This is a genomic window from Stenotrophomonas sp. STEN023 (assembly GCF_056760135.1).
This window is the reverse complement of record NZ_JBRREF010000076.1, coordinates 1-23,582: the sequence shown is the minus strand read 5'-3', so window position 1 is coordinate 23,582 and position 23,582 is coordinate 1. Positions and strand designations below refer to the sequence as shown.

Genomic DNA, 23,582 nt, shown 5'->3' with positions numbered 1-23,582 from the left:
CCAGCCCCTACGAGACTCAGGTGCCGCCGCCTCCCCCCGCCCCAAGCCACTGCAGCAACAGCGCCCCGTTCTTCCCCGACTACGGGCAATGCTGACGGCGGCCACCGCACTTGCTTCGCGGCTTACGCCGCTCCTACAGCCAGCCATCACCACAAGCTGCAATCAGACGCCCAGCGCCACATCATTGCGCACCGACACCCGGTTCCTGCCGGCATGCTTGGCCGCATACAGTGCAGCATCGGCATCGACCAGCAGCTGCATCGCACGGGCAAGCGCCGTTGGCTGCAGGAAGGCCACGCCTACACTGATGCTGACCTTCCCTTCCGCCAGCACAAGCGCCTCCACCGCCAGCCGCAGGTTCTCGGCAACCGCGACCGCATCTTCCCGCCCGCAATCGGGCACGATCACCGCGAACTCCTCGCCGCCATAGCGCGCCAGGCAATCGGTGGCGCGCCGCAGATGGGCCTGCAGCCGTGCCGCCACCGCTTGCAGGCAACGATCACCGGCCGGGTGCCCATGGGCATCGTTGAACGCCTTGAAGTGATCGATATCGACCAACAGCAGAGCAAGTACGTTGCCATTGCGCCGCGCCCGGTTCCACTCCGCCTGCAGCACCGCGTCGAACTGGCGGCGATTGGCCACGCCGGTCAGACCATCCTGCCGTGCCAGTTGATCCAGCGACGCCTGCCGCGCTAGCAGATCCATCTGAAGCAAGGTGCTGCGTACGCCGAAACCCACGGTTGCAACGACGAAGCCGGTAATGGCCAATGGCCGCGCATGGTCAACCACCAAGGTCCCGACCACCAGCAACAGCAAGGGCAGGATCATCGGGCCACCGGCCTGCACCAATCGCGACAACCACGGGCTGGGCACGAAACGCGGCACAGGCAGGTCCTGCAGCGCCAGCACTGCCAGCAACAGGAACGGAAAATCAATCAATACATCGTTGTAGGCACCGAAGGAATCCTCCGAGGCGAAGTGGTTTATGTAGCCGGCCACCAGCAGATAGGCCAGCGCGTACAGCGCCAGCGCCCGGAAGAAGGCGCGGTGCTCGGGCACATCATCGGCCAGCCAACGCACCACCGCGAAACCCGCAATGCACAGGTTCTGGATATCGAACATGTAACGCACATTCGCCAGCGCCCGCTCGTCGACGTCGATGCGATCAGCGAAGAACCCGGTATGCACGAAGAACAACACGCCCAACAGGCCTGCCATGGCGGCATCGATCAGACTGATACGAGCCCGCTCATGCCGGGCGCGGGCAAGGATGAAAACCAGCGGCACGCCATACACCACGTACAGCAACAGACTGGCGCGCGGTGTGATATCGGCACGTCCAGCGCCCAATGCATCGATCATGTTGAGGGCCATGGCCCCGGCCCAGAGCAGCATCGCCAGCGCGATCGCGTACCAACCAATCGCCAGGCGATCGTGCCTGCCACGCCACAGACAAGCGCCACCAGCAACCAACGGCGCAGCCACCAGAAAGACGAACGAGCCCGCATTGGCCCCGCCCTCCCCAAGCGCCAGCACCAGGCCGTGACAAGCAGCGAACAGCAGGACAAGCAGCAGCGGCATGCATACTCCATCAAACAGGCCGTGGACCTGCACGATAACGCGACCGCCATGGACACACTGTGATGCAGACCCGGTACCCGTAGAGCCAAGCCATGCTCGGCAGAGGCCCCACCAATGTAGTGCCGAGCCATGCTCGGCAGGAGCCTTACCGGTAACACCCCAGCCGAGCGTGGCTCGGCTCTACAGAAAGGCGAAACGCGCGAAACGCTCAGCGCATCGCTTTGGCGTGGTGGGCGATGTGTTCGCCGATGAAGCTGCTGATGAAGTAATAACTGTGGTCGTAACCCGGCTGCATGCGCAGCTCCAGCGGGTGCCCGGCCGCCTCGCACGCAGCCTGCAACAACTGCGGGCGCAACTGGTTCTCAAGGAACTCATCAGCGCCGCCTTGATCGATCAACAGCGGCAGCTTCTCCTGCGCATGCGCAACCAGCTCGGTCGCGTCATATGCCTTCCAGACCTCGCGATCCTCGCCCAGATAGGCCGCAAACGCCTTCTGCCCCCATGGCACCTGCGACGGCGCCACGATCGGCGAGAACGCCGACACGCTGCGGTACCGCCCCGGGTTCCTGAGCGCAATGGTCAAGGCACCATGGCCGCCCATGGAATGTCCGCTGATCGCACGCACATCGCTGGCCGCCGGATCGGCTTCCACCCATGCCGGCAGCTCATCGACGATGTAGTCGTACATGCGGTAGTGACGCGACCACGGCTCACGGATCGCGTTGAGGTAGAAGCCGGCGCCCTTGCCCAGGTCATAACCCTCGGCATCAGCAACCGCTTCGCCGCGCGGGCTGGTATCCGGCGACACCAGGATGATGCCGTGCTCGGCTGCATAACGCTGTGCGCCGGACTTGGTGATGAAGTTCTGCTCGGTGCAGGTCAGCCCGCTCAGCCAGTACAGCACCGGGCACGGGCCGTGCTCGGCCTGCGGCGGCAGGTACACACCCACCGTCATCTCGCAACCCAACACCTTGGATTCGTGCCGGTAAACGTCCTGCCAGCCGCCGAAGCAGGCGCGGTGTTCGAGTCGTTGCATGGTTTTTGAATCCTTGGGTGTTGGTGATTGGATCTGTTGCGACTGAAGGAGTGCGAGCTTCGCGGCTTACGCCGCTCCTACAACATGCACTTCGGTCAGTAATGGATGACCGAGCGGATCGACTTGCCTTCGTGCATCAGGTCGAAGGCTTCGTTGATCTTGTCCAGCTCCATCGTGTGGGTCACAAACGGGGCCAGCTCGATATCGCCCTTCATCGCGTCCTCGACCATGCCCGGCAGCTGGCTGCGGCCCTTCACGCCGCCGAAGGCGGTACCCAGCCACTTGCGGCCAGTAACCAGCTGGAACGGACGGGTGGAGATTTCCTGGCCCGCACCGGCCACGCCGATGATCACGCTCTGGCCCCAACCACGGTGCGCGCATTCCAGCGCAGCACGCATCACATTGGTGTTCCCGATGCATTCGAAGCTGTGGTCCACGCCCCAACCGGTCATCTCCACGATGACCTGCTGGATCGGCTTGTCGTGGTCCTTGGGATTGACGCAATCGGTGGCACCAAACTGCTTGGCCAGCTCAAACTTGGAGGGGTTGGTGTCAATGGCAATGATGCGACCAGCCTTGGCCTGACGCGCGCCCTGGATGACCGCCAGACCAATGCCACCCAGCCCGAATACAGCGACGCTGTCGCCTTCGGCAACCTTGGCGGTGTTATGCACGGCGCCAATGCCGGTGGTGACGCCGCAGCCCAGCAGGCAGACGTGTTCCGGGTTGGCTTCCGGATTGACCTTGGCCAGCGAGACTTCGGCCACCACGGTGTACTCGGAGAAGGTCGAGCAGCCCATGTAGTGATAGATCGGCTCGCCGTTGTACGAGAAGCGACTGGTGCCGTCCGGCATCACGCCCTTGCCCTGGGTGGCGCGCACGGCCGTACACAGGTTGGTCTTGCCGCTCTTGCAGAACAGGCACTCGCCGCACTCGGCGGTGTACAGCGGAATAACGTGGTCACCGGCCTTCACCGAGCTGACGCCCTCACCCACTTCGACCACGATGCCGGCGCCTTCATGGCCGAGCACGCACGGGAACAAGCCTTCCGGATCATCACCTGACAGGGTGAAGGCATCGGTATGGCAGACACCGGTATGGGTGATCTTGACCAGCACTTCGCCGGCCTTCGGCGGCGCGACATCGATCTCGACGATCTGCAAAGGCTGGCCCGGACCAAAGGCAACGGCGGCACGTGATTTCATGGATTTTCTCCTGCGGGAATGACGAAGACGGCGCAAAGCGCCGCCGAACTATTTGAGATAGGAACGGATCAGGCTGGACATCTCGGCAACACGCGCAGCGCGCTGCGCATCGGAGCGCGCCGGCTGGCCGAACTCCTCGCGCAGGTGCGCCTCCATTACCTCGGACATCAGCCCGTTGACCGCGCCACGGATGGCCGCGATCTGCTGCAGCACCGGATTGCAATCGGCCCCAGCCTCCAAGGCGCGCTCCAGCGCATCGCACTGGCCACGGATGCGCTTGACCCGGGCCAGGACCTTCTTTTTCTCTGCGGGGGAGTGCGGCATGGCGGCCCCAATATCCTGTACTGGGGGATAGTATATTTTGGGGTCATGGAAAATGCCAATCGGGCGGCTTCCAGCCCGGCCCGGAGGGCGCGACAATCGCCTTGCGCTGGCCCCGTTCATCACCAGGGCTCTGCAGGTATTTTGCCGTCTCAATCCAGCGGTTCAAGCTGGGCAAGGCAGCCCCTGCGAACCCGCCTTCCTGAAATGCATTCAGCTGAAACACGCCAGCGACCGCGGCGCCAGCCACCACCCCACCCTTGCCGCAAAAAGCTGGATGGCTCCCCGGCAACTCAAGTAGTCTTGGTCCGACAATCGAGACCTCACCCACTTGAGCCGCCAAGCCGACAAAAGCCCCGACCTTCCCTTGAAGGTGGCCATTACCGAAGACGATTCGATGCTGCTTGAACGCGTCCTGCTTCCTGGCCTGCGCGACTATGGCTTCAAGGTGGACGGCTTCAATGACGCAGCCGACCTCTACCGCGGCCTGCTGACCGAGAAGTTCGACGTTGTGGTCCTGGACATCGCCCTGCCGGGCGAGGATGGCCTGAGCATTGCGGCGCACCTGCGCCGGATCCAGCCCGGGCTTGGCCTGATCATGCTGACGGGCACGGAAAGCAGGGACAACCACCTTCGCGCGATGCTCCACGGTGCTGACGCCTACCTTTCCAAGCCGGTCGACATCGACATAATCGCAGCCACGTTGCATAGCCTGTCGCGCCGCCTTGACCGCGCCCGGCAAGACGCAACCAGTAGCAACACCGAGAGCGGTGATGAGCGTTGGACGTTGGTATCTGACGACTGGTGTCTCGTACCTCCGTCCGGGCGAATCATCGCACTGACCACCCCGGAGCGCTCACTCCTGAGTCTGCTGAATGCCAACCGCGGGCAGACCGTCGAAAAGGAACGCTTGATCGAGGCGTTGACAGACAACGCCTCCGACTTCGATCCACACCGCCTGGAAGCCCTGGTACACCGGATCCGCCGGAAAGCCGCCAGCGCGGCTCCCGAGTCGCCACCATTACCGCTGCTATCCGTCCGTGGACAGGGTTACCTGCTCGCCAACTGAGTCCAGGATAGCTCCCGGCACGTCCGCCAACGGGAGGAGTATCTTCACCACGCTTCCCTGCGGTTGTCGGGCAACAAGCTCAACGCTCCCGCCAGCCTCAAGAACCATGTCCAGCACCACCGACAATCCCAGACCTGTTCCCATGCCGATAGGCTTGGTGGTGAAGAAAGGATCGAATGCTCGTGCCCGCACGGCATCCGTCATGCCGTAACCGTCATCCGCCAAGGCCAGTGAGACCCACGCTCCGCCTTCGCGCGCAGCCGTGATCTGGAACGTACCCGCGCCGGGGATCGCGTCCCTCGCGTTGGCTGCAATATTGAGGACGACCAAACCAAAGCGGTCTGCATCCATGCGAACCGGCAGGGCCTCGTCACCGCAATCAAGTTGCAGTTGCACGCGTCCACCAAAAAGCTGCTTCAGCATTGGCAAGAGCTCCTGCAGCGAAGCACGCGCATCGAAGACCTGCGGACGTGCCACGTCCTGCCTGCTGAAATTCAACAGCTTCCTGCTGATCACCAGCCCTCGCTTGGCAGCGAGCTCAACGTCCTCCAACGCACCATAAAGCGCTGTGGCTCCCTTGTCTGCAAGCCGCTCGCGCTGCGCGGCCTGCCCCAGAACGATGCCCAGCACGTTGTTGAAATCATGTGCCACGCCACTGGCGAGCCGACCCACGGCCTCCATCTTCTGGGCATGCACCAGTTGCTCGCGGGTACGCTCCCGTTCCGCCACTTCCTCCTGCAGACGGGTGTATGCCAGTTCGAGTTCCTGACCACGAGCATTCGATTCGTCCAGGCTGATGCGCAATGCAGCCACGGTGCGATCCAGCGCGATCGCGATGATCAACCAGATCCCGGCCAACGATATCGCCTTGCCGAAACCTGCGACCGAGGCCACTCCGCCGCCCAGCGTTGCCCGCAGGTAGTCCGCGATCAAGGTCGCGGCCAGAATGGCAACACACGTTGCCAAGGTGATCCACAACGTCCGCCGCCCCAGCACCAGACCGGAAAGCGCCAGCAGGATCATTGGCATCGGATCAAACCGCAGGCCGAGCATTCCCGTTGTGGTGTAGATGACAGCCATGGACAACAGCACCGCGCCCAGGAACAGATGCATACCGCGCCGGAACCGCCCCGTTCGAATCAGCCAGACAGCGGCCCACACCGCCGATGTCATCAATACGTCAGTCGCCAGATCAGCAAGCATGGCACTACGCGCGGGCAGATCAGCCGACCAGCGACCACTCAGTACTGCATAGAGATAAAGCGACTTGTTGAGCGGAATGAATATCCCAAGGAAGATCAGCAGTATCTGCAGGAACGGCGCATTACGCCGGTCAACCGGGTCCTGCAGCGGAATATTGGAAAGCCAACGCTGTACCGGCCTGAGAAGAAATACCTGTTTGATAACGAATCTCCCGGCACCTGATTCACGCACGGACCAGCACCCGCTGGCTTCCGCACCCTGTTGGCATTCCTCATCGTTTCTCACCCGTGCTGGTGACAATCGATGCGTGTATTCCACGACCTGCTTTTGTAGCTTAGATCCAAGACCTCCTTCCTGTCGCGATGGAGCAGCTCACACGAGGAACAAGAGTCACCACAGAGAACGATGCTTCCAGAGCTCGGACGCCGCAGCTGAATACTGCCTCATGCAATGTACGCGAACCAGCGCCTGCCAAGGACGCCAGCAACCTTCTCCAGGAACTCAAGGTCTGTCGCGCCCGAGATATCCAGACGCTGCCTGATCAACGCAGGAGGCATGCCCAGCGCAAGTGCCAGGGAATGATAGGAAGCTGCCTTTCCTATCATCTCGTTCAGAAGAATCACCTTCAAGGACTCACTAAATGACAAGCGAGCAGCTATCTCGCCGCGCGGCTTGGCACGCGGCAACGGAACAGGCCGGGATGCGGCCGTGCGCTCGCGCACAGCCAGCCTCAAGGCAGCGTTGATTTTCTCCTCCGGGCTGGAAGAACCCGTTATGCATACCTCCGGCCAGTCCGCGAGTTGGAGCTGGAAGCTGACCGGGGTTCCAACCGACCTTACTGGATAGATAAGCATATGCCTCGCCACATCCATGGATATTGGTTTTCTGCTCTGACTCGACAAACCCGCTAGAACCACGGTGCCCCGACACTGACGCTCCAACCGCAGTAGCACACCCACTCTCTGGATCAACGCGGGAAACTCGACCGAATGACGTACCCAAGCATCGATCAACTGAAAGCCCTGAGTGACTCTTTGAACGATGTTTCGCTGGACGCAAACGCTCGAATTCAAGTCCTTCAGAAGATCAGGCAACTAGCCGCCAACCTGTACATCAACGGTTTGCAGGACCCCAACGGCAGCAGCGACCAGATCGACCTGATGGTGCTTGAAGCAATTGAAGCCGCACTACTTCCGTTTGAACAGAAGTGCCCAGCCCATTCCACCACCAATGCGTTCCCCGCTACGGAATATAGCCAGCCTTAACACCGGGATCACGCATGCTTTCTCATGAAACCGGTGATAAATGGTGAGCATCCAAACGCAACCACGCAGTATCAAAAGCCAAGCGAACCGCGTCACCTGCAACAGGAAGTCGCAGCTCGAAAGCGCATGAAGGAACCGAAGCCGCCCTTTCCTCAAACGACCGAACATTCATCCAGCCATGCCGACAAAGTCCTGTCTCGACAACGACACGCACCTGCTCATTGACAGAATCAGACAACGACTTCCGGAAGTTCAGCAGGCAGATTCAATCACCTCGGCACTGCTTGCAGATGTTGTTGCGCACCTGCAAAGCACTCTTGCTGCAGGTCTTGCAGGGCAATCGATTCCACCTTTACGCGTGAGAACCCTGCACGAGCTGCAGCCTGCCCTGGAGGCGCTTAGAGCGCGGTGCATCCAGGAAGCTGCCATGGCCACCCTGGGCGCATCCGCAGGCCGGTGGTTGAGCGACCCAGATGTGGCAACGGGCGCCAGCCGACTGGAGGTTTCCAAGGAAAGTCGCACGCAGCTCTTACGACTGCGCGCGGTATTGAGCAACAGCAAAGCCAGTCTCCGCCGCAGTTGAAGCAGTTGGCGAAGCCACGCGACACCGTCTGTTGCGGCGTCGCCAGGAATCGTGGGCCACCGCGAATCCATGCCCCAGCCGAAGCCCGTCCCCAGATCAAAGGACCATCAACATGACAGACCATTCCCTGAAGAACAAAGTCGCGGTCATCGCCGGCGGCGGCAAGAACCTCGGTGCCTTGGTGGCCCATCAGTTTGTAGATGCGGGAGCGCGCGGAATTGCCATTCACTACAACAGCGACTCATCGAAGAAGGAAGCGGATAAAACCGCCGCCGAGCTGATCGCCAAGGGGGCCGACGCCATCCTGTTCCAAGGCAACCTGGCCGTGGTGGACAACAACATGAAGCTGTTCGAACAAGCCAGATCGCACTTTGGACAGGTCGACATTGCCATCAACACCGCCGGCGTGGTGATCAAGAAGCCGATCGCGGAAATCACCGAGGCAGACTACGACAAGAGCTTTGACGCCAATGCCAAGGCCGCCTTCTTCTTCATCCAGCAGGCGGGCCGCGTACTGGCTGACGGCGGGAGCATCGTGACGATCGTCAGTTCGCTGCTGGCTGCATATACCCCCTTCTATGCAATCTATCCCGGCAGCAAGGCCGCTGTTGAGCACTACACACGCGCCGCTTCAAAGGAATTCGGCGAGCGGGGGATTTCGGTCAATGCGATTGGCCCGGGGCCGATGGACACCCCTTTCTTCTATGGCCAGGAGCAGCCCGACGCAGTGGCCTATCACAAGTCCGCGGCCGCGCTGAGCAAGTACAGCAAGACCGGGTTAACCGACATCGAAGACATCTCCCCCATCGTCAAATTCCTGGTAACCGACGGCTGGTGGATTACCGGGCAGACGATCTTCGCCAACGGCGGCTACACAACGCGATAGTCCGGCACAGGTTACCGGGTTCGATGCTCTGAGCTGAGCGAAAGTCCGATCTCGAACCCGATGTGTTTCGACCGCAAAAGCGACAAGGAAGTCGGAGGAAGTCTGGGCGTATTCTCCTCGGCGGGTACGCACAGCCAGTTGGCGCCAAACCCGGCCCAGCCTGAACTCGATTCCGGGGAGAGATGAGCATGCATGTCGTTCTGGTGATCCTTGGCGGCCTTGTCCTGCTGGGCCTGTTCCTCCTGTTTGGCTGGCTGTGGGCCGCCACCACAGCCGGCATGGCATTGGCCGCCAAGATCTTCATCCCGGTCTGGCTGGTAATTGCAGGCATCAATATGTGGGTTGGTGTTGCCCATGCCGGCTACAGTTTCCGTGAGGAGTTGCCGATCCTGGTACTTGTCTTCGCCGTACCGGCAATTGCAGCCTGCGTTGCGGCCTGGCGGTTGTCGCTGTCATGAAGCCTTCGACTGGCGACATGGCTGGCGCACAGTTCCCCGGCCACCCCCTGCTACGCCGCCGCGACGGCCACCATGCGCGGGTGACCTATGAAGAACTGTTCTTTGACCTGGTCTACGTGTTCGCGGTGACACAACTCAGCCATGAGCTGCTGCACAACCTCAGCGCTGCCGGCGTGGTTGAAACGCTGATCCTGTGGTTCGCGGTGTGGCTGGGCTGGCAGTACACCTGCTGGGTCAGCAACTGGTTCGACCCGGAGACGCCGCGCATACGCGCCCTGATGTTCGTGACCATGCTGCTCGGGCTGGTGATGGCCGCCAGCATCCCGATGGCGTTCGCCGACCGGGGACTGGTGTTCGCGGCCGCCTACGCGGCAATGCAGGTAGGACGAACCGCCTTCATCACCTTGCAACTGCCTGCAAGCCATCCGCTGGCGCCCAATTACCGGCGCATGCTGGGCTGGCTGTCGATCTCGGCGGTGTTCTGGCTCTCCGGGGCGATGGTCCAGCACGAGACCCGCGCATTGCTATGGGTGGTCGCGATTCTTTGCGAATACGTATCGCCGATGTTCGGTTTCGCGCTGCCCGGAATGGGCCGCTCACGCACACGGGAATGGACCATCGAGGGTGGTCATCTCGCCGAGCGCTGCCAGTTGTTCGTGATTGTGGCGCTGGGCGAAACCCTGCTGGCCAGCGGCGCGACACTGGCCAATGCGGCCGAATGGGACGCGCCGGTGGTGCTCGCGTTGCTGGCCACCTTCGTGGGGACCTTGGCCATGTGGTGGCTGTACTTCGGCACCTCAAGCAAGGATGCGACCAACGCGATCTCCCATTCGGACGACCCCGGCCGCATCGGCGCCTACTTCCACTACGTGCATGCAATTCTCATCGCAGGCGTGATCGCCTCGGCAGTGGGCAACGACCTGGTACTGGCACATCCGCATGCCCATCCAGCCGCCGCGCAGGTCGCGATCCTGTTGGCAGGACCCGCGATCTATCTGCTGGGCAGCGCCGCTTACAAGCGAGTTGTCTACGGGACGATGCCGGTGTCCCATCTGGTTGGCGCGCTGTTGCTGCTGGCGCTCGTGCCGGTAGGACTGCGCGCCGACATGTTGATCATGGGTTGGCTGACCACAGCGGTCGTGCTGATCGTGAGCCTCTGGGAAGCACGCCTGATTCGGGAGCGGCGCAGCAAAGTGCAGCAGTGAAACAGCAGGAATTCGAGCACCGCACATGTCCTCTGCTGTTCATTACATGGAACACGCAGCCTCGCGCTCTGAATCTGGGATCTCAGGCCTTGCGCTGTTTCGCCAGCTGCGAGCAGCGAGCGTAAACATCTTCATCAGCGCGAAGAGCGCGCGCCGCCGCCGTTGCCTTGTGCTGCTTCTCTACTCTGTGCGAACTCCGGAAAGGTATCTTCCAAAGAATCCTTGTCCGGCAGGATGTAGAAGATACCCCCACGCTCGAAGGTCGAACTGATGACCTGCTCGTAGAACCCGGGCGAGACGTTGATGCAGCCATGGGTGACGCGGTTGTCATCCGGCGTGGGCGATGCAAGGCGCTCGACGCGCCGCTCGGCCGGAACGCCGGTAGCGGTGGGGTGGATGGATACCGCGGACTCGTAGTCCACCCACAACACTCGGCCTGCATCGATGGACGGGCCAAAGCCGCCGACGAAGCGCCCCGCTGGCGTGGTGCGATCACGGCCAGGAATCTCGCGCAGCGCGAGTCCGGCAACGCCGGGTGCGGTGTGATCACCGGTCGCAGAACCAAACAAACCAGGTGTCGCGCCACGAAGCCGACCGTCACCGCTGAACACCAGGATCTGTGCTGCCGCCTTGTCCATGATCGCAAACGGATAGCCCTGGTTGTCCTTGCTTGCGACAACCCAACCGGCAAGTTCAATCACCGTGTCGGAGACTTCCTGGCCGGGCGGCAGTTCATCAACCGCGGCAGCCGGTTGCGCGACAGCATCCTCTGCGCTGGCCACGCCGATGCTCCCGAAAGCCAGCGCCATTACCAATGCGCCACAGGCGGCTCGGATTGCAGGGTTTGTGTGCGTACGGATGGGACGGTTCCTTCAGGTAAGACTGTCTGACGTATGGAAACCAGTGGCCCACAAAGGCCACCGGGTTCCTTTTCAACTACTCGACTCAATGAGTCGTTACGAAACGTGCTCGAGCGGACTAACCGCGCGGCGTGCGGCGGGGAGCCCTTTCGAGTTGCTGGACACGACCTTCAATCTGATCCAGCCGTTGGTTGGCCTGCTGTGCGGATTGATTGGCGGATTCGGCACTCTGGGCCGCACCCTGAACACGCGTGTCGAGCTGATCGAGACGTGAGTTGATCCCTGCGAATTCTTCTTTGTAGGTTGCGCAGGAAGACAGGCTTGCGGCAGCGACAATCGCAACGCCGAGCGTACGCGCCATCACCATCTGTTGCTTGGTCATAAACATTCCAATCCCTCCTTCGTGTGGGGAATCAGGAATATAACTGCGTTTCCGGTGAGGTCGTCATTCGGTTTCATGAAGCGTTGGAACAGGTGCAAGGAGCGTGAAGACACTGCCGGCCCTGCAATCGCAGCCTGAGTCATTCGGCTGGCAATGGAAACGGCTGTATCGCTGCGATCGCAGCGCATTGCGCGCAGTCAGCCATCAAAACCGACGTTGAATTTTTGATCTGGAATTAACGAGAAAATCTGCGGCGTTGGATGCACTGAGAGCTGCAAACGCCCAATTCATCTACAAGCTCAGTCACCTCCCGCAACAATGCATCAGCGTGGGGATCTTCTTCGCCACATGGCAACCACGCCAACCAGCAATGGCAGGATCGTCAGCAGGAAGAAAAACAGGTCCCAACCTCCATCAACCACCAGCATGCCGATCAGGCCAAGCATGCTCAGGATCGCCAGCAGCACGGTAACGATGATGGTGCGCTTCCCAGTCATGGCCCCAGCTCCTCACGTACCTTGACCTTGCGCTTGCGCCGCCGGTCCCACCATAGCCATGCACCGTTGATGGTGATGAACAAGGTCAACCAGGTGCAGGCGGTCCACAGTATCTTCAGTGGCATGCCACCGTAGTCACCGAAGTGCAGTGGCTCGGACAAGGTGATCGCCTTCAGGTACCACGGCAGTTCGGCAGTCCCCGCCACCTCGCCATTGGCAGCATCCACCAGCACCACCCGCACCAGACGCTCGTCGAGCCCGCTGCCGCCGATCAGAACGGTGTAATGACGCGGCGTGGAGAAATCCGTGCCCGGCCACAGTATCGAACTGACCTGCCAACCTGTTGGTGCTGCAGTCAACGCCGCTGCAAGCGCATGGTCGGCATCGATCGGAGGATGCCGCAGATCGACGGGCGCTCCGGTATGCATGCTCTGCACGCGTGCAAGCTGCTGCTGCGACCACAAGCCGGTAGCCAGCGTGCCAAAGCCGAGCAGGAAGCCGGTCAGGCTGACGGCGAATGCCCAGCCCAGCACGATCGCACCGATGATGTTGTGCAGGTCCAATTGCCGCAGCCGCGGCCCCTTGCCGCGCCGCAGCAGGCCGAACGCCACTTTCTTGGCATGCGGCCAATACACCACCAGCCCGGACAACAACGACACCAGCACCAGCAACGCGAAGAAGGCGCCAAGCAGCTCACCGAACGGCCCGAGGAACCACTGTGCATGCAGCTCCAGCAGGAAGCCGGTCAAGGTCGTTCCATCGCCTGCACTGGCATCGATGCATTCGGCGGTGGCCAGATCAGTGAACTGCAGCTTCGCCCGCTCGAAACCGCTGTCCCCGTGCGGCACGGTGTTGAGCAGCAGCAAACCCGGGTGGTGATCGGCATCAAGGCCGAGGTAGATCACTTTCTCATCCGGGCTGGCAGCCAGCACCGCAGCCACCGATTCGGCCAAAGGCCGCTGCGAGGCAGACAGGCCTGGCGCCGCCGGCATCACCCCCATCGCTGCATCGATCTCCTCATGGAAGATCAGCACCGTGCCGGTCAGGCACAGCACGAGGAATGGCAGGGTTGCCAACAGGCTGCACCAACGGTGCAGCCACAGGTTCAGACGGTAGGTGCGGGAAGTGCCAGTCACGTAGGTAGGGCTCGTTTTTGCGGGAGATCGCGATGCATGCCGCCATCCGGCACCTCTGCCGGATGGCGGTGCGCGGTCAGAACGTATAGCGGACGTTGATGGTGGCGTTGCGCGGCGCCTGCCAGAACAACTGCATGCCGTCATCGGTCGGTGCAAAGTAGGACTTGTTCAATGCATTGCCGATGTTGAGCTGCGCCGACCATTGCGGAGTGAACTGATAGCGCGCCATCAGGTCGACGACGGCGTAGGACGGCTGTTCCAATGCCGGAATGCCCAGCGCCTGCGCCGCCGGCTGCCAGGCAAAGGTGCTGCTCTGCCAACGCACGCCACCGCCCACGGTCAGCCCCTGCAGCGCGCCCTGCAACTGGTAGCTGGTGAACAGATTGAACTGCTTGCGCGGGATCACCGTGTTCACATCACTGCCATTGGCCTGTTCGGCCTTGAAGCGGCTGTAGCCGGCACTGAGTTGCCAGCCGTCGAGAATCTCGCCGACCACTTCGGCTTCAAAGCCCTTGCTGACCGTGCCGTCGGTGCCGACGTAGCTCGAGCGCAGCGGGCCGCTTGGGTTGGAAGGATCTTCCGGCACCTGCCCGGCGTACTTGGCAACGTTTTCCTGCTGCATGCGATACAGCGCCAGCGTGGCGCTGAGGCGGCCGTCCAGGAAGGCACTCTTCAAGCCGACTTCGTAGGTATTGCCTTCGATCGGTGACAGCAGGCGGTTGCCGGCATCGCGGTAGTTCTGCGGCTGGAACACGCTGGTGTAGCTGGCATACGCGGAGAACTGCCTATTGATGTCGTACACCAACCCTGCGTAGGGCACGACTTCGTTGTCCAGCGAATAGCTGTTGGCCGGCGTCTTCAGGTCGACCACCTTGTAATCGATCATGCGCGCACCGAGGATCAGCTTCAGCGGATCGGCAAGCGTGAAACGCCCCACCGCGTACACCGCGTTCTGGGTGACCTCGCGCTTGTTGTAGTTCTGGCGGGCGATGAAGCTCGGCAACGGTGCGCCGCCGTTGTAGTCGTAGACGTTCGGCGTGGTGGCGATGGTGACCGAGCCCGGCGCACCGTCGGCCACTACCCGTTCCTTCCAATGGTCGTAGCCGACCAGCACTTCGTGATGCCTACCGAACAGCTCGAAGCCACCATCGACGCGCGCACTGGCGGCATCCTTGTCGCTGTCCACCCAGTAGACACCTGCATAGCCCGGCACCGGGAACTTGTAGACGAAGCCCGGCATCAGCTCCATCGCCATCACCGATTTGCCGTTGCTCGGGTCGATCGGATACGGATAGAACAGCGCCAGCCTGGATTCGGATTCACGCTGGCCGCGACTGACCCGCACGCTGGCCTTCCAGTCGGCGTTGAAGCGGTGCTCGGCATCGATGAACCAGTTGCGGTAGCTGCTGTCCCAGTACGACCAGTCCGGCGAGGTGTTGAGCCCGCGATGCAGGCCACGGATGCGCTCGACCTTGTCGTCCGCGCCCAGCGCCCAGGCAGGAGCGCCGCCCCAGCTCGGGCTGTCGGTATGGTTGTCCTGCTGGCTGATACCGGCCGCGATCAGCGTGTTGTCGCCGATGTCCTGTTCGAGCGTGGCGTACACCACATGGCTGCGGTTGCGCAGGCGGTCGATGTGGCTGTCGCCCTCGTCGTAGTCGGCGGCCACGCGCATGCGGGTGGAGCCACTGGGCGACAGCGGCCCGCCAAGGTCAACGGTCACGCCGCGCTTGTCCCAGCGGCCGTACTCAACGGAGGCGCTGCCGGTGAATTCGCGACTGTCGGCCTTCTTGCGGATCAGGTTGATCACCGCCGATGGGCTGCCAGTGCCGACCATCAGGCCGTCCGAGCCGCGCAGCACTTCGGCGCGGTCGTAGATGGCGGTATTGCTGAGGATTTCGCCGGCGCTCCACTGCTCATCGATGGTCGTGGGCACGCCGTCGATCAGGTAGCTCTCGATCTTGGAGCCGCGCGAGAACATGCTGCCGCGGTTGCTTTCGTAGCGGCTGATCGACAGGCCGGTGGTGTGCTCGACGATATCAGCCAGGTTCTCGATCCTGCGGTCTTCCATCATCGCCGAGGTGATCACGCTGACCGACTGCGGGGTTTCGCGCAGGTCCAGGTTCAAGCCGGTGGCAGTGCTGTTGCGGGCCAGGTAGGTGCCGTTGACCTGCAGCGCCGCCAGCGTCGAGGTCTGCGGCGAAGCGGTGACTGCCGCTGCGGCGGTGCTGCCGGCAGCCGCGGCTGCACGCCGCTGCAGGGTGACGCGGTCACCGTCGATACGCCAGTCCAGTTCACTGCCTTGCAGCAGCACATCCAGCGCCTGCGGCACGCTGTAGCTGCCGCTCAAACCCGGGCTGCGCTTGCCAGCGGTCAGCTCGCCGGCAGCGGACAGGAAGATGCCTGCCTCGCCCGCGAAGCGATTCAGCGTGCTGGTCAGCGGCCCTGCCGGGATGGTGTATGACCTGGCCTGCTGCAGCTTGGTCGAGGCCTGCTGCGCGCTTGCCTGCTGCGGAGCGAGGGTGGCGACGGCAAGGCCAAGGCAGACCGCCAGTGTCAGCTGTCGGCGGATCGGCGCCAGGGAGTGATGGAGGCGATGCATGGATTTCTCTCGAACGTGGGGACAGGAAATGGAGTGCTTTCCCTGTTGATCGGACGAGGGCGGAAAAAGGGGAACCACTTCCTGCAAAAATCCACATCGGCCCCGGCTCGCCCCGGCATGAGTACGCCGCCGCTGCCGGTATCAGTGCAGCGGTTGCAGCGTCGTCCACCACGGCAGGGGGCGGCTTACCCGCACCGGCAGGCTGCGTTCGAGCATCGCCAGGGCGGCGTCCGGGTCACGCAGCGGGAATACGCCGGCCACCGGCAAAGCGGCGATCTCCGGTGCCACGCCCAGATGGCCGGGCCGGTAACGCGACAGCTCGGCAACCAGTTCGGCAAGCGGCATCTGGTCGGCCATCAGGATGCCGCGTATCCATGCATCGGTGCCCGGGCCCACAAGCTGGGTGGGGCCGATGCCGGCGGCATCGACACGCAGCCGTTGCCCGGCCTCGACCACGCTGACCAGACCCGCCGCGCTTACCTCCACCGCACCTTCAAGCACGGCCAACTGCAGCGCCTGCGCCTGCAGACGCACGTTGAAACGCGTGCCCAGCGCACGCAGCCGGGCCATGGCGGTTTCGACCACGAAGCCGCGCCGCGCATCGGCTGCGGTCTGCACATGGATCTCGCCTTCGTGCAGCCGCAAGGAACGCAGTTCGGGGCTGTAGTCCACGTCCAGCGCACTGCCAGGGGCAAGCCAGACATGGCTGCCATCGGCCAGACCGGTGTCGCGGATTTCGCCGGTAGCGGTGCGGTAGTCCGCGGTGCGCGCCGACCATTCGTGGCGGATGCGTGGGTATTGCCAGCCGATGACGCCAAGCGTGGCCAACGATGCCAGCCCCGACAACACGCGACGACGGCTGCTGCTCACCCGACGCGCCGCCTTCAAACCGGCATCGGCTGCCCCGCGCAGGTGCTCGCTGCGCAGTGGCGCGAACTGGCGGCTGACCGCTTCCACCTGCGCCCAGGCGCGGGCATGGCTGGGTTCCTGCAGCCATTGCTGCCAGCGCGCCTGTTGCTCGGCATCGTCCTCGGCATCAAGCAGCGTGGCGTACCACCAGGCAGCCTGTTCCAACGCAGCATGATCGACAGCGGCAGAAGGCGATGGCATGCCTCAGCAACCGTTGCCGGCGTCGAGCAACACACAATGCAACATCGCCCGCGCCATGTATTTCTTCACCATGCGCTCGGACACCTGCAGACGCTCGGCGATCTCGCGGTAGCGCAGGCCATGCAGCTGCGACAGCACGAAGGCGGAGGCAACCCTTTCCGGCAAGCGCTCCAACATCGCACTGACCCTGCACAGGGTTTCGATGACGATGGCGCGGTCTTCGGCGGATGGTTCCACCGCTTCCGGATGCGCGGCCAGGGCGTCCAGCCACGCCTGCTCGACCTCGCGCCGCCGCCACAGGTCGATGCACATGCCGTTGGCCATCGTTCGCAGGTACTGGCGCGCCTGCGGCGCGCTGGCCAGCGGCACCGGCCGGGTCAGCAGGCGTACGAAGGCATCCTGGGCGAGATCGGCGGCATCGGCGGTATTGCCCAGCCGACGCCGAAGCCAGCCGCTCAACCAGCCATGGTGATCGGCGTACAGGGTTTCAATCTGTCGATGTGCGGTGAACTCGATTGCAGCCACGGACCCCTGCCCGGCACGCGGGAGTCCTCCGTCGTGAGGCCTCCCGGTAATGAGAATGGTTCGCATTATGGACAAGCTACCGGCTTGGCGCAAACAGCAGGCCCTGGCCAGCAGGCGTTCCTGGGGCCGCCGGTCCAAGCTCAACCGCTGCCGCGTCGGAGTGCCGCGCGGACAACTGGCCTGAGTCTTCTCTGCTCGCCAGCGCCCGCACAGCCGAACGCAACCCTCTAGTGCTGCGTCAACCCACGCAGCATCAGCTCCAATGCAAGCGTGCACTTGCGCAGTCGCACGTCGCCATCCGTACCTTCGGCGATCCAGAATGCCGCCTCGGCAAGGCTGCCGTAGATCAACGATGCCAAGGCCTGCGCATCCACTTCGGCAATCACGCCCCGACGGGCGAGGTCCTCGATCAGTCGCTGCATCGAATCCACACAATGCCGCTGCGAATCCAGCGTCGCTCCGCCCAGCACCGCACGCGCATCACGCAGGACGATGCGCTGGATCTCCGGTTCCAGCGCCATGTCCAGGTAGGCCCGGCAGCGCTGCTGGAAGCCCAGCCAGGGATCGGAGGCAGCGTTGCTGATGGCCTGCAGCCGGGCATCCGTTTCTGCATCGATCTGCTCGACCACGGCTGCCAGCAAGCCCTTCTTGTCGCCGAAATGGTGATACAGCGCGCCACGGGTCAGGCCGGCCTGGGCGGTGAGCTCATCCATCGATGTATCCGCATAGCCACGCTCGGCGAACACTCGACGGGCGGTGGCCAACAGTGAGGCACGGGTGGCCTCCATTTCAACGCGGGTGCGGCGGACCAAAACGAACTCCTTTCATACGGCTCGTATGTTTATTTACATTCATCGCGTATGTATGTAGGCTTTTTACATACGCCTCGTATGTATTGTTGCGGCCCGCCTCAACCTTGGCAAGCCGCAGCCTTTTGGAGACACCCAATGGCCAGCGCCTACCGCACGCTCTTTTCTGCACCCGGCTCCACCGCCTTCACCCTCGCCGGCCTGCTGGCGCGCCTGCCGCTGCCGATGACCGGTATCGGCATCATCACCTTGTTGGCACAGCTACGCGGCAGTTATGCCTTGGCCGGCGCGGTGTCGGCGACCTTCGTCCTGAGCTATGCGCTGGCATCGCCACGCATCTCGCGCTGGGTCGATCGCCATGGCCAGGCAAAGGTTTTGCCGCTGGCATCAGCGGCAAGTGTTGTGGGCATGCTGCTGATCGTCCTCGCCAGCCATTGGCAGGCAGCGGATTGGTTGCTGTTCACCGGTGCCGTGTTGGGCGGGTGCATGCCGAGCATGTCAGCGATGGTCAGGGCCCGTTGGACCGCCCTCTACCGTGGGCAGCCGCAGTTGCAGACGGCGTACTCGCTGGAAACGGTGTTTGATGAGGTGAGTTTCATCGCAGGGCCGCCTTTGGCTATTGGCTTGTGCGTTGCCTTGTTTCCGCAGGCCGGCGTGCTGTGTGCCGCGCTGCTGCTGGCGCTGGGCACAACCATGCTTGCCATGCAGCGGACCACCCAGCCGCAGCCCGATGCGCTTGTTGCCAAAAGCCTCGCCCAATCGGTGATCGCCATTGCCGACGTTCAATTGCTTGCACTGCTGATGGTGGCGATGGGCGTGATCGTTGGCACCATCGATATCACCAGCGTGGCCTTCGCCGAACAGCACGGTCAACCCTTTGCCGCCAGTCTCGTGCTGTCGGCCTACGCACTGGGTTCGTGTGCGGCAGGCTTGGCATTCGGCGCGCTGAAACTGAAAGCGCCCCTGCATCACCTGCTGCTTCTGGGCGGCGTGGCGACAGCGCTCACTACCCTGCCCTTGCTGCTGGCAACGGGCCTGCCCACGCTGGTGGCAAGCGTGCTGCTGGCTGGCGTGTTCTTTGCGCCCACCATGATCGTGGTGATGTCGCTGGTCGAGCGCAGCGTGCCGCCGCAGCAGCTCACCGAAGGCATGACCTGGCTGCTGGCCGGACTGAATGTTGGCGTGGCGCTCGGCGCCGCAGCAAGCGGACAACGCGTGGACGCGGCAGGTGCCGAGGCGGGCTTCGCCGTGAGCGCAGCTGCCGGTGCAGCGGTGCTGCTGTTGTCGATCTGTGCTGCCCGACGCCTGCACCCTGGTCTGCAGCAATCCACCAACGTCTGCTGACGGCAGCCGCCACCCTTTTCAAACTGGAACACACCATGCAAACCCACTCCTCCACGGCAGCCGCCGTGGCCCATCCGTGGCTGGCAGTTGTGGCTGTCGCGCTTGCGACCTTCTCGGTTGTGACCACGGAAATGCTGCCGGTCGGCCTGCTCACTCCAATTGCCCAGGATCTTGCTACCAGCGCCGGCAATGCCGGCCTGCTGATCTCCGCGCCAGCGTTGCTGGCGGCACTGTTCGCACCGATGGTGGTGATCGCCGCCGGCGGTATCAACCGGCGCAGGATACTGTGCGGCTTGCTGATGCTGCTGGTAGCAGCCAATGCCGCATCCGCACTGGCGCCGACCATGGCGTGGATGCTTGCTGCCAGGTTGCTGGTAGGCGTGTGCATGGGCGGGATCTGGGCGATTGCCGGCGGGCTGGCGATACGGCTGGTCGCCGCGCAACGCGTGGGCTTGGCCACCGCCATCATCTTTGGTGGCGTTGCTGCAGCCTCCGTACTGGGCGTACCACTGGGTGCATGGATAGGTGAGCTGCTTGGATGGCGTCAGGCATTCGCCGGCATGGCATTGCTGAGCACGCTGGTCTTGCTGCTGCATGCTGCGGTGATTCCCTCGCTTCCCGTCACCGCATCGATACAGCTGCGTCATTTCGCGGAGCAACTGCGCAATCGTCGCGTGTTGCTCGGGCTGGGTTTGACGCTGTTGCTGGTCACCGGCCACTTCGCGGTGTTCACCTTCGTCCGCCCGCTGCTGGAAGCGGTTTCTGGCGTGGACCCCGCCTGGATCGGAGGCCTGCTGTTGGCTTATGGCATCGCCGGCATCGCTGGCAATTTCCTGGTCGGCTTGGTTGCCCCGCGCAATGTATCCGTTGCCGTGATCGCCATTGCGGCGGGCCTGCTGGTCACCTCGATCCTGTTCCTTTCCATCGGCGATGCGCCATTGCGCGGAGGCCTGCTGCTCCTGCTCTGGGGCCTGGCCTACGGCGGTGTATCGGTTGGACTGATGACCTGGATGATGCAGCCAACAGCTAAACCGGGGTCAGAGTCGGGCTTAGCCATAGAAGTGAACAGCGCGCTGTACGTGGGCGCTTTCAATGTCGGCATAGCACTTGGGGCATGGGCAGGAGGTCGTCTGCTGGACCAGGTTGGTCTTGGCGGGAATCTGTCGGCTGCGGCAGTGCTTGCAGCGACCGCTCTGCTGCTGTGTATCGCTTCGATGGTTCGTGGCCGACGCTATTGAGGCCAGGCGGGCAAACCGGGGTCAGAGTGGGGTTTCGAAGCGAAACCCCGCTCTGACCCCGGCTCTCCAGCCCACATGACTTCCGGCAGGGATGCGTGGTGTTATACATAACTATATTATCAACACACCAAATGAAGACTCCGCTGCATCGGCCAACGATCGGTGGTTCGTCGTCCCAGCATGACCCGCCAATCCAACACAGCTTGCAGGGGACAATAAATGCGCACAGGCAGATTGAAGGTATGGGCTCTGGCGGCACTGATGATGACTGCCGCAACGGCACAGGCAAGCGACGTAACGGTGAACCGCGGCAATTACGTGCTGAGCGCCGAGCAGTCCGGAACAGGGCCGGTCACCGTGGTGTTCGAGTCGGGCTTCGGCCAGGGCGGGGATGTCTGGAAGGATGTGATCGCCGTACTGGGCCCAGGCTATCGCAGCATCACCTATTCCCGCGCCGGGCTTGGAAAATCGAGCAGCGATGGCAAGACCAAGGATATTGATGCCCACCTCATTGACCTTGGCGCCGTGATCGACGATCTGGCCAATGGACAGAAGGTGGTGCTTGTTGGGCATTCGTACGGAGGGCTGCTTGCCACCGAATTCGCTCGCCGCCATCCGCAGCAATTGCGCGCGCTTGTCCTCGTTGATCCTGCGACGATGGGCCAGCGGCACGCCTTCAAACAGGCCGATACAAGCCGCGTGCTCGTCGATGACGCAACATTGCTTGGCATGCTGCCGGCGACGATGGCAGCCGACTATCGAACATTGATCTCACAGCTCGATGCACCCGGCGCACAGACACCACGCACCATGCCGGATCTTCCGGTTGCCTTGCTCACCGCCACCCAGCCTGCCACTGAACCATTCGTCTTCGAGGAAACGGCAGCAGGCAAGGCACTGTGGAAGGCACAGCACGCTGCATTGTTCTCAGGCTTCTCCCGCGGCACCCATCGCTACTTCACCACCGGCCACAATATCCATCGCGAAAAACCCGCCGCGGTGGCGCAGGCGATCAGGGAAATTGCGGACTGAAGGTGCGAGAAGGCAGGGAAACCGGGGCCATGGATACCCAACACGATGAATAGACTATTTGCCATGCTGCTGTGGATACCTGCGTTTGCGCTTTCGCAGGGCGTTCTTTCGGCCCCGCTGTCATCGCCGGCCATGCCGACAGAACGGCTTGATGCCTTCCTCGACCGTGTCGAGAACAACAATAGCGGCATCGGCAGCGTGTCCATTTTCAAGGGCGGTCGCGAGATCTATGCCAGGAGCTTCGGGCAGCAGAACCTGCCCGGTATTGCCCATGATGCGGACAGCAAGTACCAGATAGCGTCGGTGACAAAGATGGTCACCGCGATCCTCGCGTTCAAGCTGATCGAGAACGGGAGATTGAGCCTGGATGACAGCTTGTCCAGCTATTTTCCCGATATGCCAGCAGCGCGGAAAATAAGCATCGGCAACCTGCTGGAGCATACAAGTGGCCTTGGAAACTTCGCGATCAGGAATGGCGAGGTATGGGTAGTTGATCCACAACGCCAGGACCAGATCTTGGCTGAGATAAAGCAGCAAGGCATCGCATTCGAACCTGGCCAGCGCGTTGCCTACTCGAATTCCGCCTACTTCCTGCTGCGGATGATCATCGAACAAGTCCATGGGCGTGCCTACCATGACATCGTCGCGCAGGAGATCGCAGCACCGCTTGGCCTGCGGAACTTTGCATCCACGGGGTTCCATCCCAACAACACCTTCAAGTCCTATGCATACACAGGCGGATGGCGGGAGATCAAGGACATCGAGTACTCGAACGTGATCGGTGTTGGTGATATCGCAGCCACCCCACACGATATGAATGCACTGATCTCCGGCCTGTTCGAGCACAAGCTCGTGCGCAAGGAGACGTTGGAACAGATGAAGCCGCACTCGGGCGGCAGCGGCTGGGGGCGGGGGCTGGCTGCGTTCACGTATGGCGAGGATCACTTCCTTGGTCATGGCGGAGACGTCCTCGGCTCGCATTCGCGTGTCATCTACAACCCCCAGGACGATGTGGCGATTGCTTACTCCACCAATGGGGAACGCATTCCGACCAACGTTTTTCTGGAAGCGATCGTTGATCTTGTCTACGGCCGTGAGGCAGTGCTGCCGGTGATCGAGTAGACGGAGAACCGGGGGGGGGGGGGGGGGGGGGGGGGGGGGGCCCCCCCCGGCCCCGGGGGTGGGTGGGGGGGGGGGGCGGAGGCGGGGGGCGGGGTGGGGGGGGGGCGGCCCCCCGC

At 62.6% G+C, this 23,582-nt stretch carries 23 protein-coding genes; 9 read left to right on the top strand and 14 right to left on the bottom strand.

The features are described from left to right. Positions 1–162 precede the first annotated feature (162 nt). The 4 genes from ACVOLV_RS17680 to ACVOLV_RS17665 form a co-directional block, all read right to left on the bottom strand. Positions 163–1,581 (bottom strand): GGDEF domain-containing protein, encoded by a 1,419-nt coding sequence (locus ACVOLV_RS17680; RefSeq protein WP_481555495.1) that lies wholly within the window; start codon positions 1,579–1,581, stop codon positions 163–165. A 208-nt stretch (positions 1,582–1,789) separates the two neighbouring features. Then, positions 1,790–2,617: an S-formylglutathione hydrolase gene (gene fghA, locus ACVOLV_RS17675; protein WP_481555494.1), complete on the bottom strand. Its 828-nt coding sequence runs from the start codon at positions 2,615–2,617 to the stop codon at positions 1,790–1,792. Between the two features lie 95 nt (positions 2,618–2,712). Then, positions 2,713–3,822, bottom strand: a complete 1,110-nt coding sequence (locus ACVOLV_RS17670; protein WP_481555493.1) for an S-(hydroxymethyl)glutathione dehydrogenase/class III alcohol dehydrogenase — start codon at positions 3,820–3,822, stop codon at positions 2,713–2,715. A 48-nt stretch (positions 3,823–3,870) separates the two neighbouring features. Beyond that, entirely contained in the window at positions 3,871–4,146 is a 276-nt protein-coding gene (locus tag ACVOLV_RS17665) for a metal/formaldehyde-sensitive transcriptional repressor (protein ID WP_481549974.1), read from the bottom strand. A gap of 328 nt (positions 4,147–4,474) precedes the next feature. Between ACVOLV_RS17665 and ACVOLV_RS17660 the strand changes: the two genes are divergently transcribed. Next, positions 4,475–5,212: a response regulator transcription factor gene (locus ACVOLV_RS17660; RefSeq protein ID WP_481555492.1), complete on the top strand. Its 738-nt coding sequence runs from the start codon at positions 4,475–4,477 to the stop codon at positions 5,210–5,212. Here ACVOLV_RS17660 and ACVOLV_RS17655 read toward each other — a convergent pair. Together ACVOLV_RS17655 and ACVOLV_RS17650 are read right to left on the bottom strand one after the other, a co-directional pair. After that, positions 5,174–6,733 (bottom strand): sensor histidine kinase, encoded by a 1,560-nt coding sequence (locus ACVOLV_RS17655; RefSeq protein WP_481555491.1) that lies wholly within the window; start codon positions 6,731–6,733, stop codon positions 5,174–5,176. The genes ACVOLV_RS17660 and ACVOLV_RS17655 overlap by 39 nt on opposite strands. A gap of 125 nt (positions 6,734–6,858) precedes the next feature. After that, complete coding sequence (locus ACVOLV_RS17650; RefSeq protein ID WP_481555490.1) at positions 6,859–7,269, bottom strand: hypothetical protein; 411 nt, start codon at positions 7,267–7,269, stop codon at positions 6,859–6,861. A 135-nt stretch (positions 7,270–7,404) separates the two neighbouring features. Here ACVOLV_RS17650 and ACVOLV_RS17645 point away from each other — a divergent pair, with 135 nt between their 5' ends. From ACVOLV_RS17645 to ACVOLV_RS17630, 4 genes are all read left to right on the top strand, one after another. Beyond that, positions 7,405–7,680, top strand: coding sequence for a hypothetical protein (locus tag ACVOLV_RS17645; RefSeq protein ID WP_481555489.1), 276 nt, complete (start codon positions 7,405–7,407; stop codon positions 7,678–7,680). Positions 7,681–8,375: 695 nt separating this feature from the next. Next, complete coding sequence (locus tag ACVOLV_RS17640) at positions 8,376–9,149, top strand: SDR family oxidoreductase (RefSeq protein ID WP_481555488.1); 774 nt, start codon at positions 8,376–8,378, stop codon at positions 9,147–9,149. Positions 9,150–9,337: 188 nt separating this feature from the next. Then, on the top strand, positions 9,338–9,607 hold the full coding sequence (locus ACVOLV_RS17635) for a hypothetical protein (protein ID WP_481555487.1): 270 nt from the start codon (positions 9,338–9,340) through the stop codon (positions 9,605–9,607). Further along, positions 9,604–10,812, top strand: coding sequence for a low temperature requirement protein A (locus ACVOLV_RS17630; protein ID WP_481555486.1), 1,209 nt, complete (start codon positions 9,604–9,606; stop codon positions 10,810–10,812). The genes ACVOLV_RS17635 and ACVOLV_RS17630 overlap by 4 nt, the downstream gene beginning before the upstream one ends. 134 nt (positions 10,813–10,946) lie before the next feature. Here the strand turns inward: ACVOLV_RS17630 and ACVOLV_RS17625 are convergent, their stop codons facing one another. From ACVOLV_RS17625 to ACVOLV_RS17590, 8 genes are all read right to left on the bottom strand, one after another. Beyond that, positions 10,947–11,621 carry a hypothetical protein gene (locus tag ACVOLV_RS17625; protein WP_481555485.1) on the bottom strand — a complete coding sequence of 225 codons (675 nt, stop codon included), beginning with the start codon at positions 11,619–11,621 and terminating at the stop codon, positions 10,947–10,949. Between the two features lie 169 nt (positions 11,622–11,790). Then, positions 11,791–12,060 (bottom strand): hypothetical protein, encoded by a 270-nt coding sequence (locus ACVOLV_RS17620; protein WP_481555484.1) that lies wholly within the window; start codon positions 12,058–12,060, stop codon positions 11,791–11,793. A gap of 317 nt (positions 12,061–12,377) precedes the next feature. Beyond that, entirely contained in the window at positions 12,378–12,551 is a 174-nt protein-coding gene (locus ACVOLV_RS17615; protein WP_481555483.1) for a hypothetical protein, read from the bottom strand. Beyond that, complete coding sequence (locus ACVOLV_RS17610; RefSeq protein WP_481555482.1) at positions 12,548–13,687, bottom strand: PepSY-associated TM helix domain-containing protein; 1,140 nt, start codon at positions 13,685–13,687, stop codon at positions 12,548–12,550. Before ACVOLV_RS17610 ends, ACVOLV_RS17615 begins: the two co-directional genes overlap by 4 nt. A 76-nt stretch (positions 13,688–13,763) precedes the next feature. After that, a complete protein-coding gene (locus ACVOLV_RS17605) occupies positions 13,764–16,286 on the bottom strand; it encodes a TonB-dependent siderophore receptor (RefSeq protein ID WP_481555481.1) in 2,523 nt (840 codons plus the stop codon). Positions 16,287–16,427: 141 nt separating this feature from the next. Continuing rightward, a complete protein-coding gene (locus ACVOLV_RS17600) occupies positions 16,428–17,396 on the bottom strand; it encodes a FecR family protein (protein ID WP_481555480.1) in 969 nt (322 codons plus the stop codon). Positions 17,397–17,399: 3 nt separating this feature from the next. Further along, positions 17,400–17,921 carry a sigma-70 family RNA polymerase sigma factor gene (locus tag ACVOLV_RS17595; RefSeq protein ID WP_481555479.1) on the bottom strand — a complete coding sequence of 174 codons (522 nt, stop codon included), beginning with the start codon at positions 17,919–17,921 and terminating at the stop codon, positions 17,400–17,402. Positions 17,922–18,148: 227 nt separating this feature from the next. Further along, complete coding sequence (locus tag ACVOLV_RS17590; protein ID WP_481555478.1) at positions 18,149–18,733, bottom strand: TetR/AcrR family transcriptional regulator; 585 nt, start codon at positions 18,731–18,733, stop codon at positions 18,149–18,151. A gap of 135 nt (positions 18,734–18,868) precedes the next feature. Between ACVOLV_RS17590 and ACVOLV_RS17585 the strand changes: the two genes are divergently transcribed. The 4 genes from ACVOLV_RS17585 to ACVOLV_RS17570 all read left to right on the top strand — a co-directional run bounded on the left by ACVOLV_RS17585 (position 18,869) and on the right by ACVOLV_RS17570 (position 23,466). Next, positions 18,869–20,074 carry an MFS transporter gene (locus ACVOLV_RS17585; RefSeq protein ID WP_481555477.1) on the top strand — a complete coding sequence of 402 codons (1,206 nt, stop codon included), beginning with the start codon at positions 18,869–18,871 and terminating at the stop codon, positions 20,072–20,074. 35 nt (positions 20,075–20,109) lie between these two features. Next, the gene (locus ACVOLV_RS17580; protein ID WP_481555476.1) at positions 20,110–21,312 is read left to right on the top strand and encodes an MFS transporter; all 1,203 of its coding nucleotides are present in this window, start codon (positions 20,110–20,112) and stop codon (positions 21,310–21,312) included. A 219-nt stretch (positions 21,313–21,531) separates the two neighbouring features. Further along, positions 21,532–22,344, top strand: coding sequence for an alpha/beta fold hydrolase (locus ACVOLV_RS17575; protein WP_481555475.1), 813 nt, complete (start codon positions 21,532–21,534; stop codon positions 22,342–22,344). A 63-nt stretch (positions 22,345–22,407) separates the two neighbouring features. Next, a complete protein-coding gene (locus ACVOLV_RS17570) occupies positions 22,408–23,466 on the top strand; it encodes a serine hydrolase domain-containing protein (RefSeq protein WP_481555474.1) in 1,059 nt (352 codons plus the stop codon). Positions 23,467–23,582: the final 116 nt, after the last annotated feature.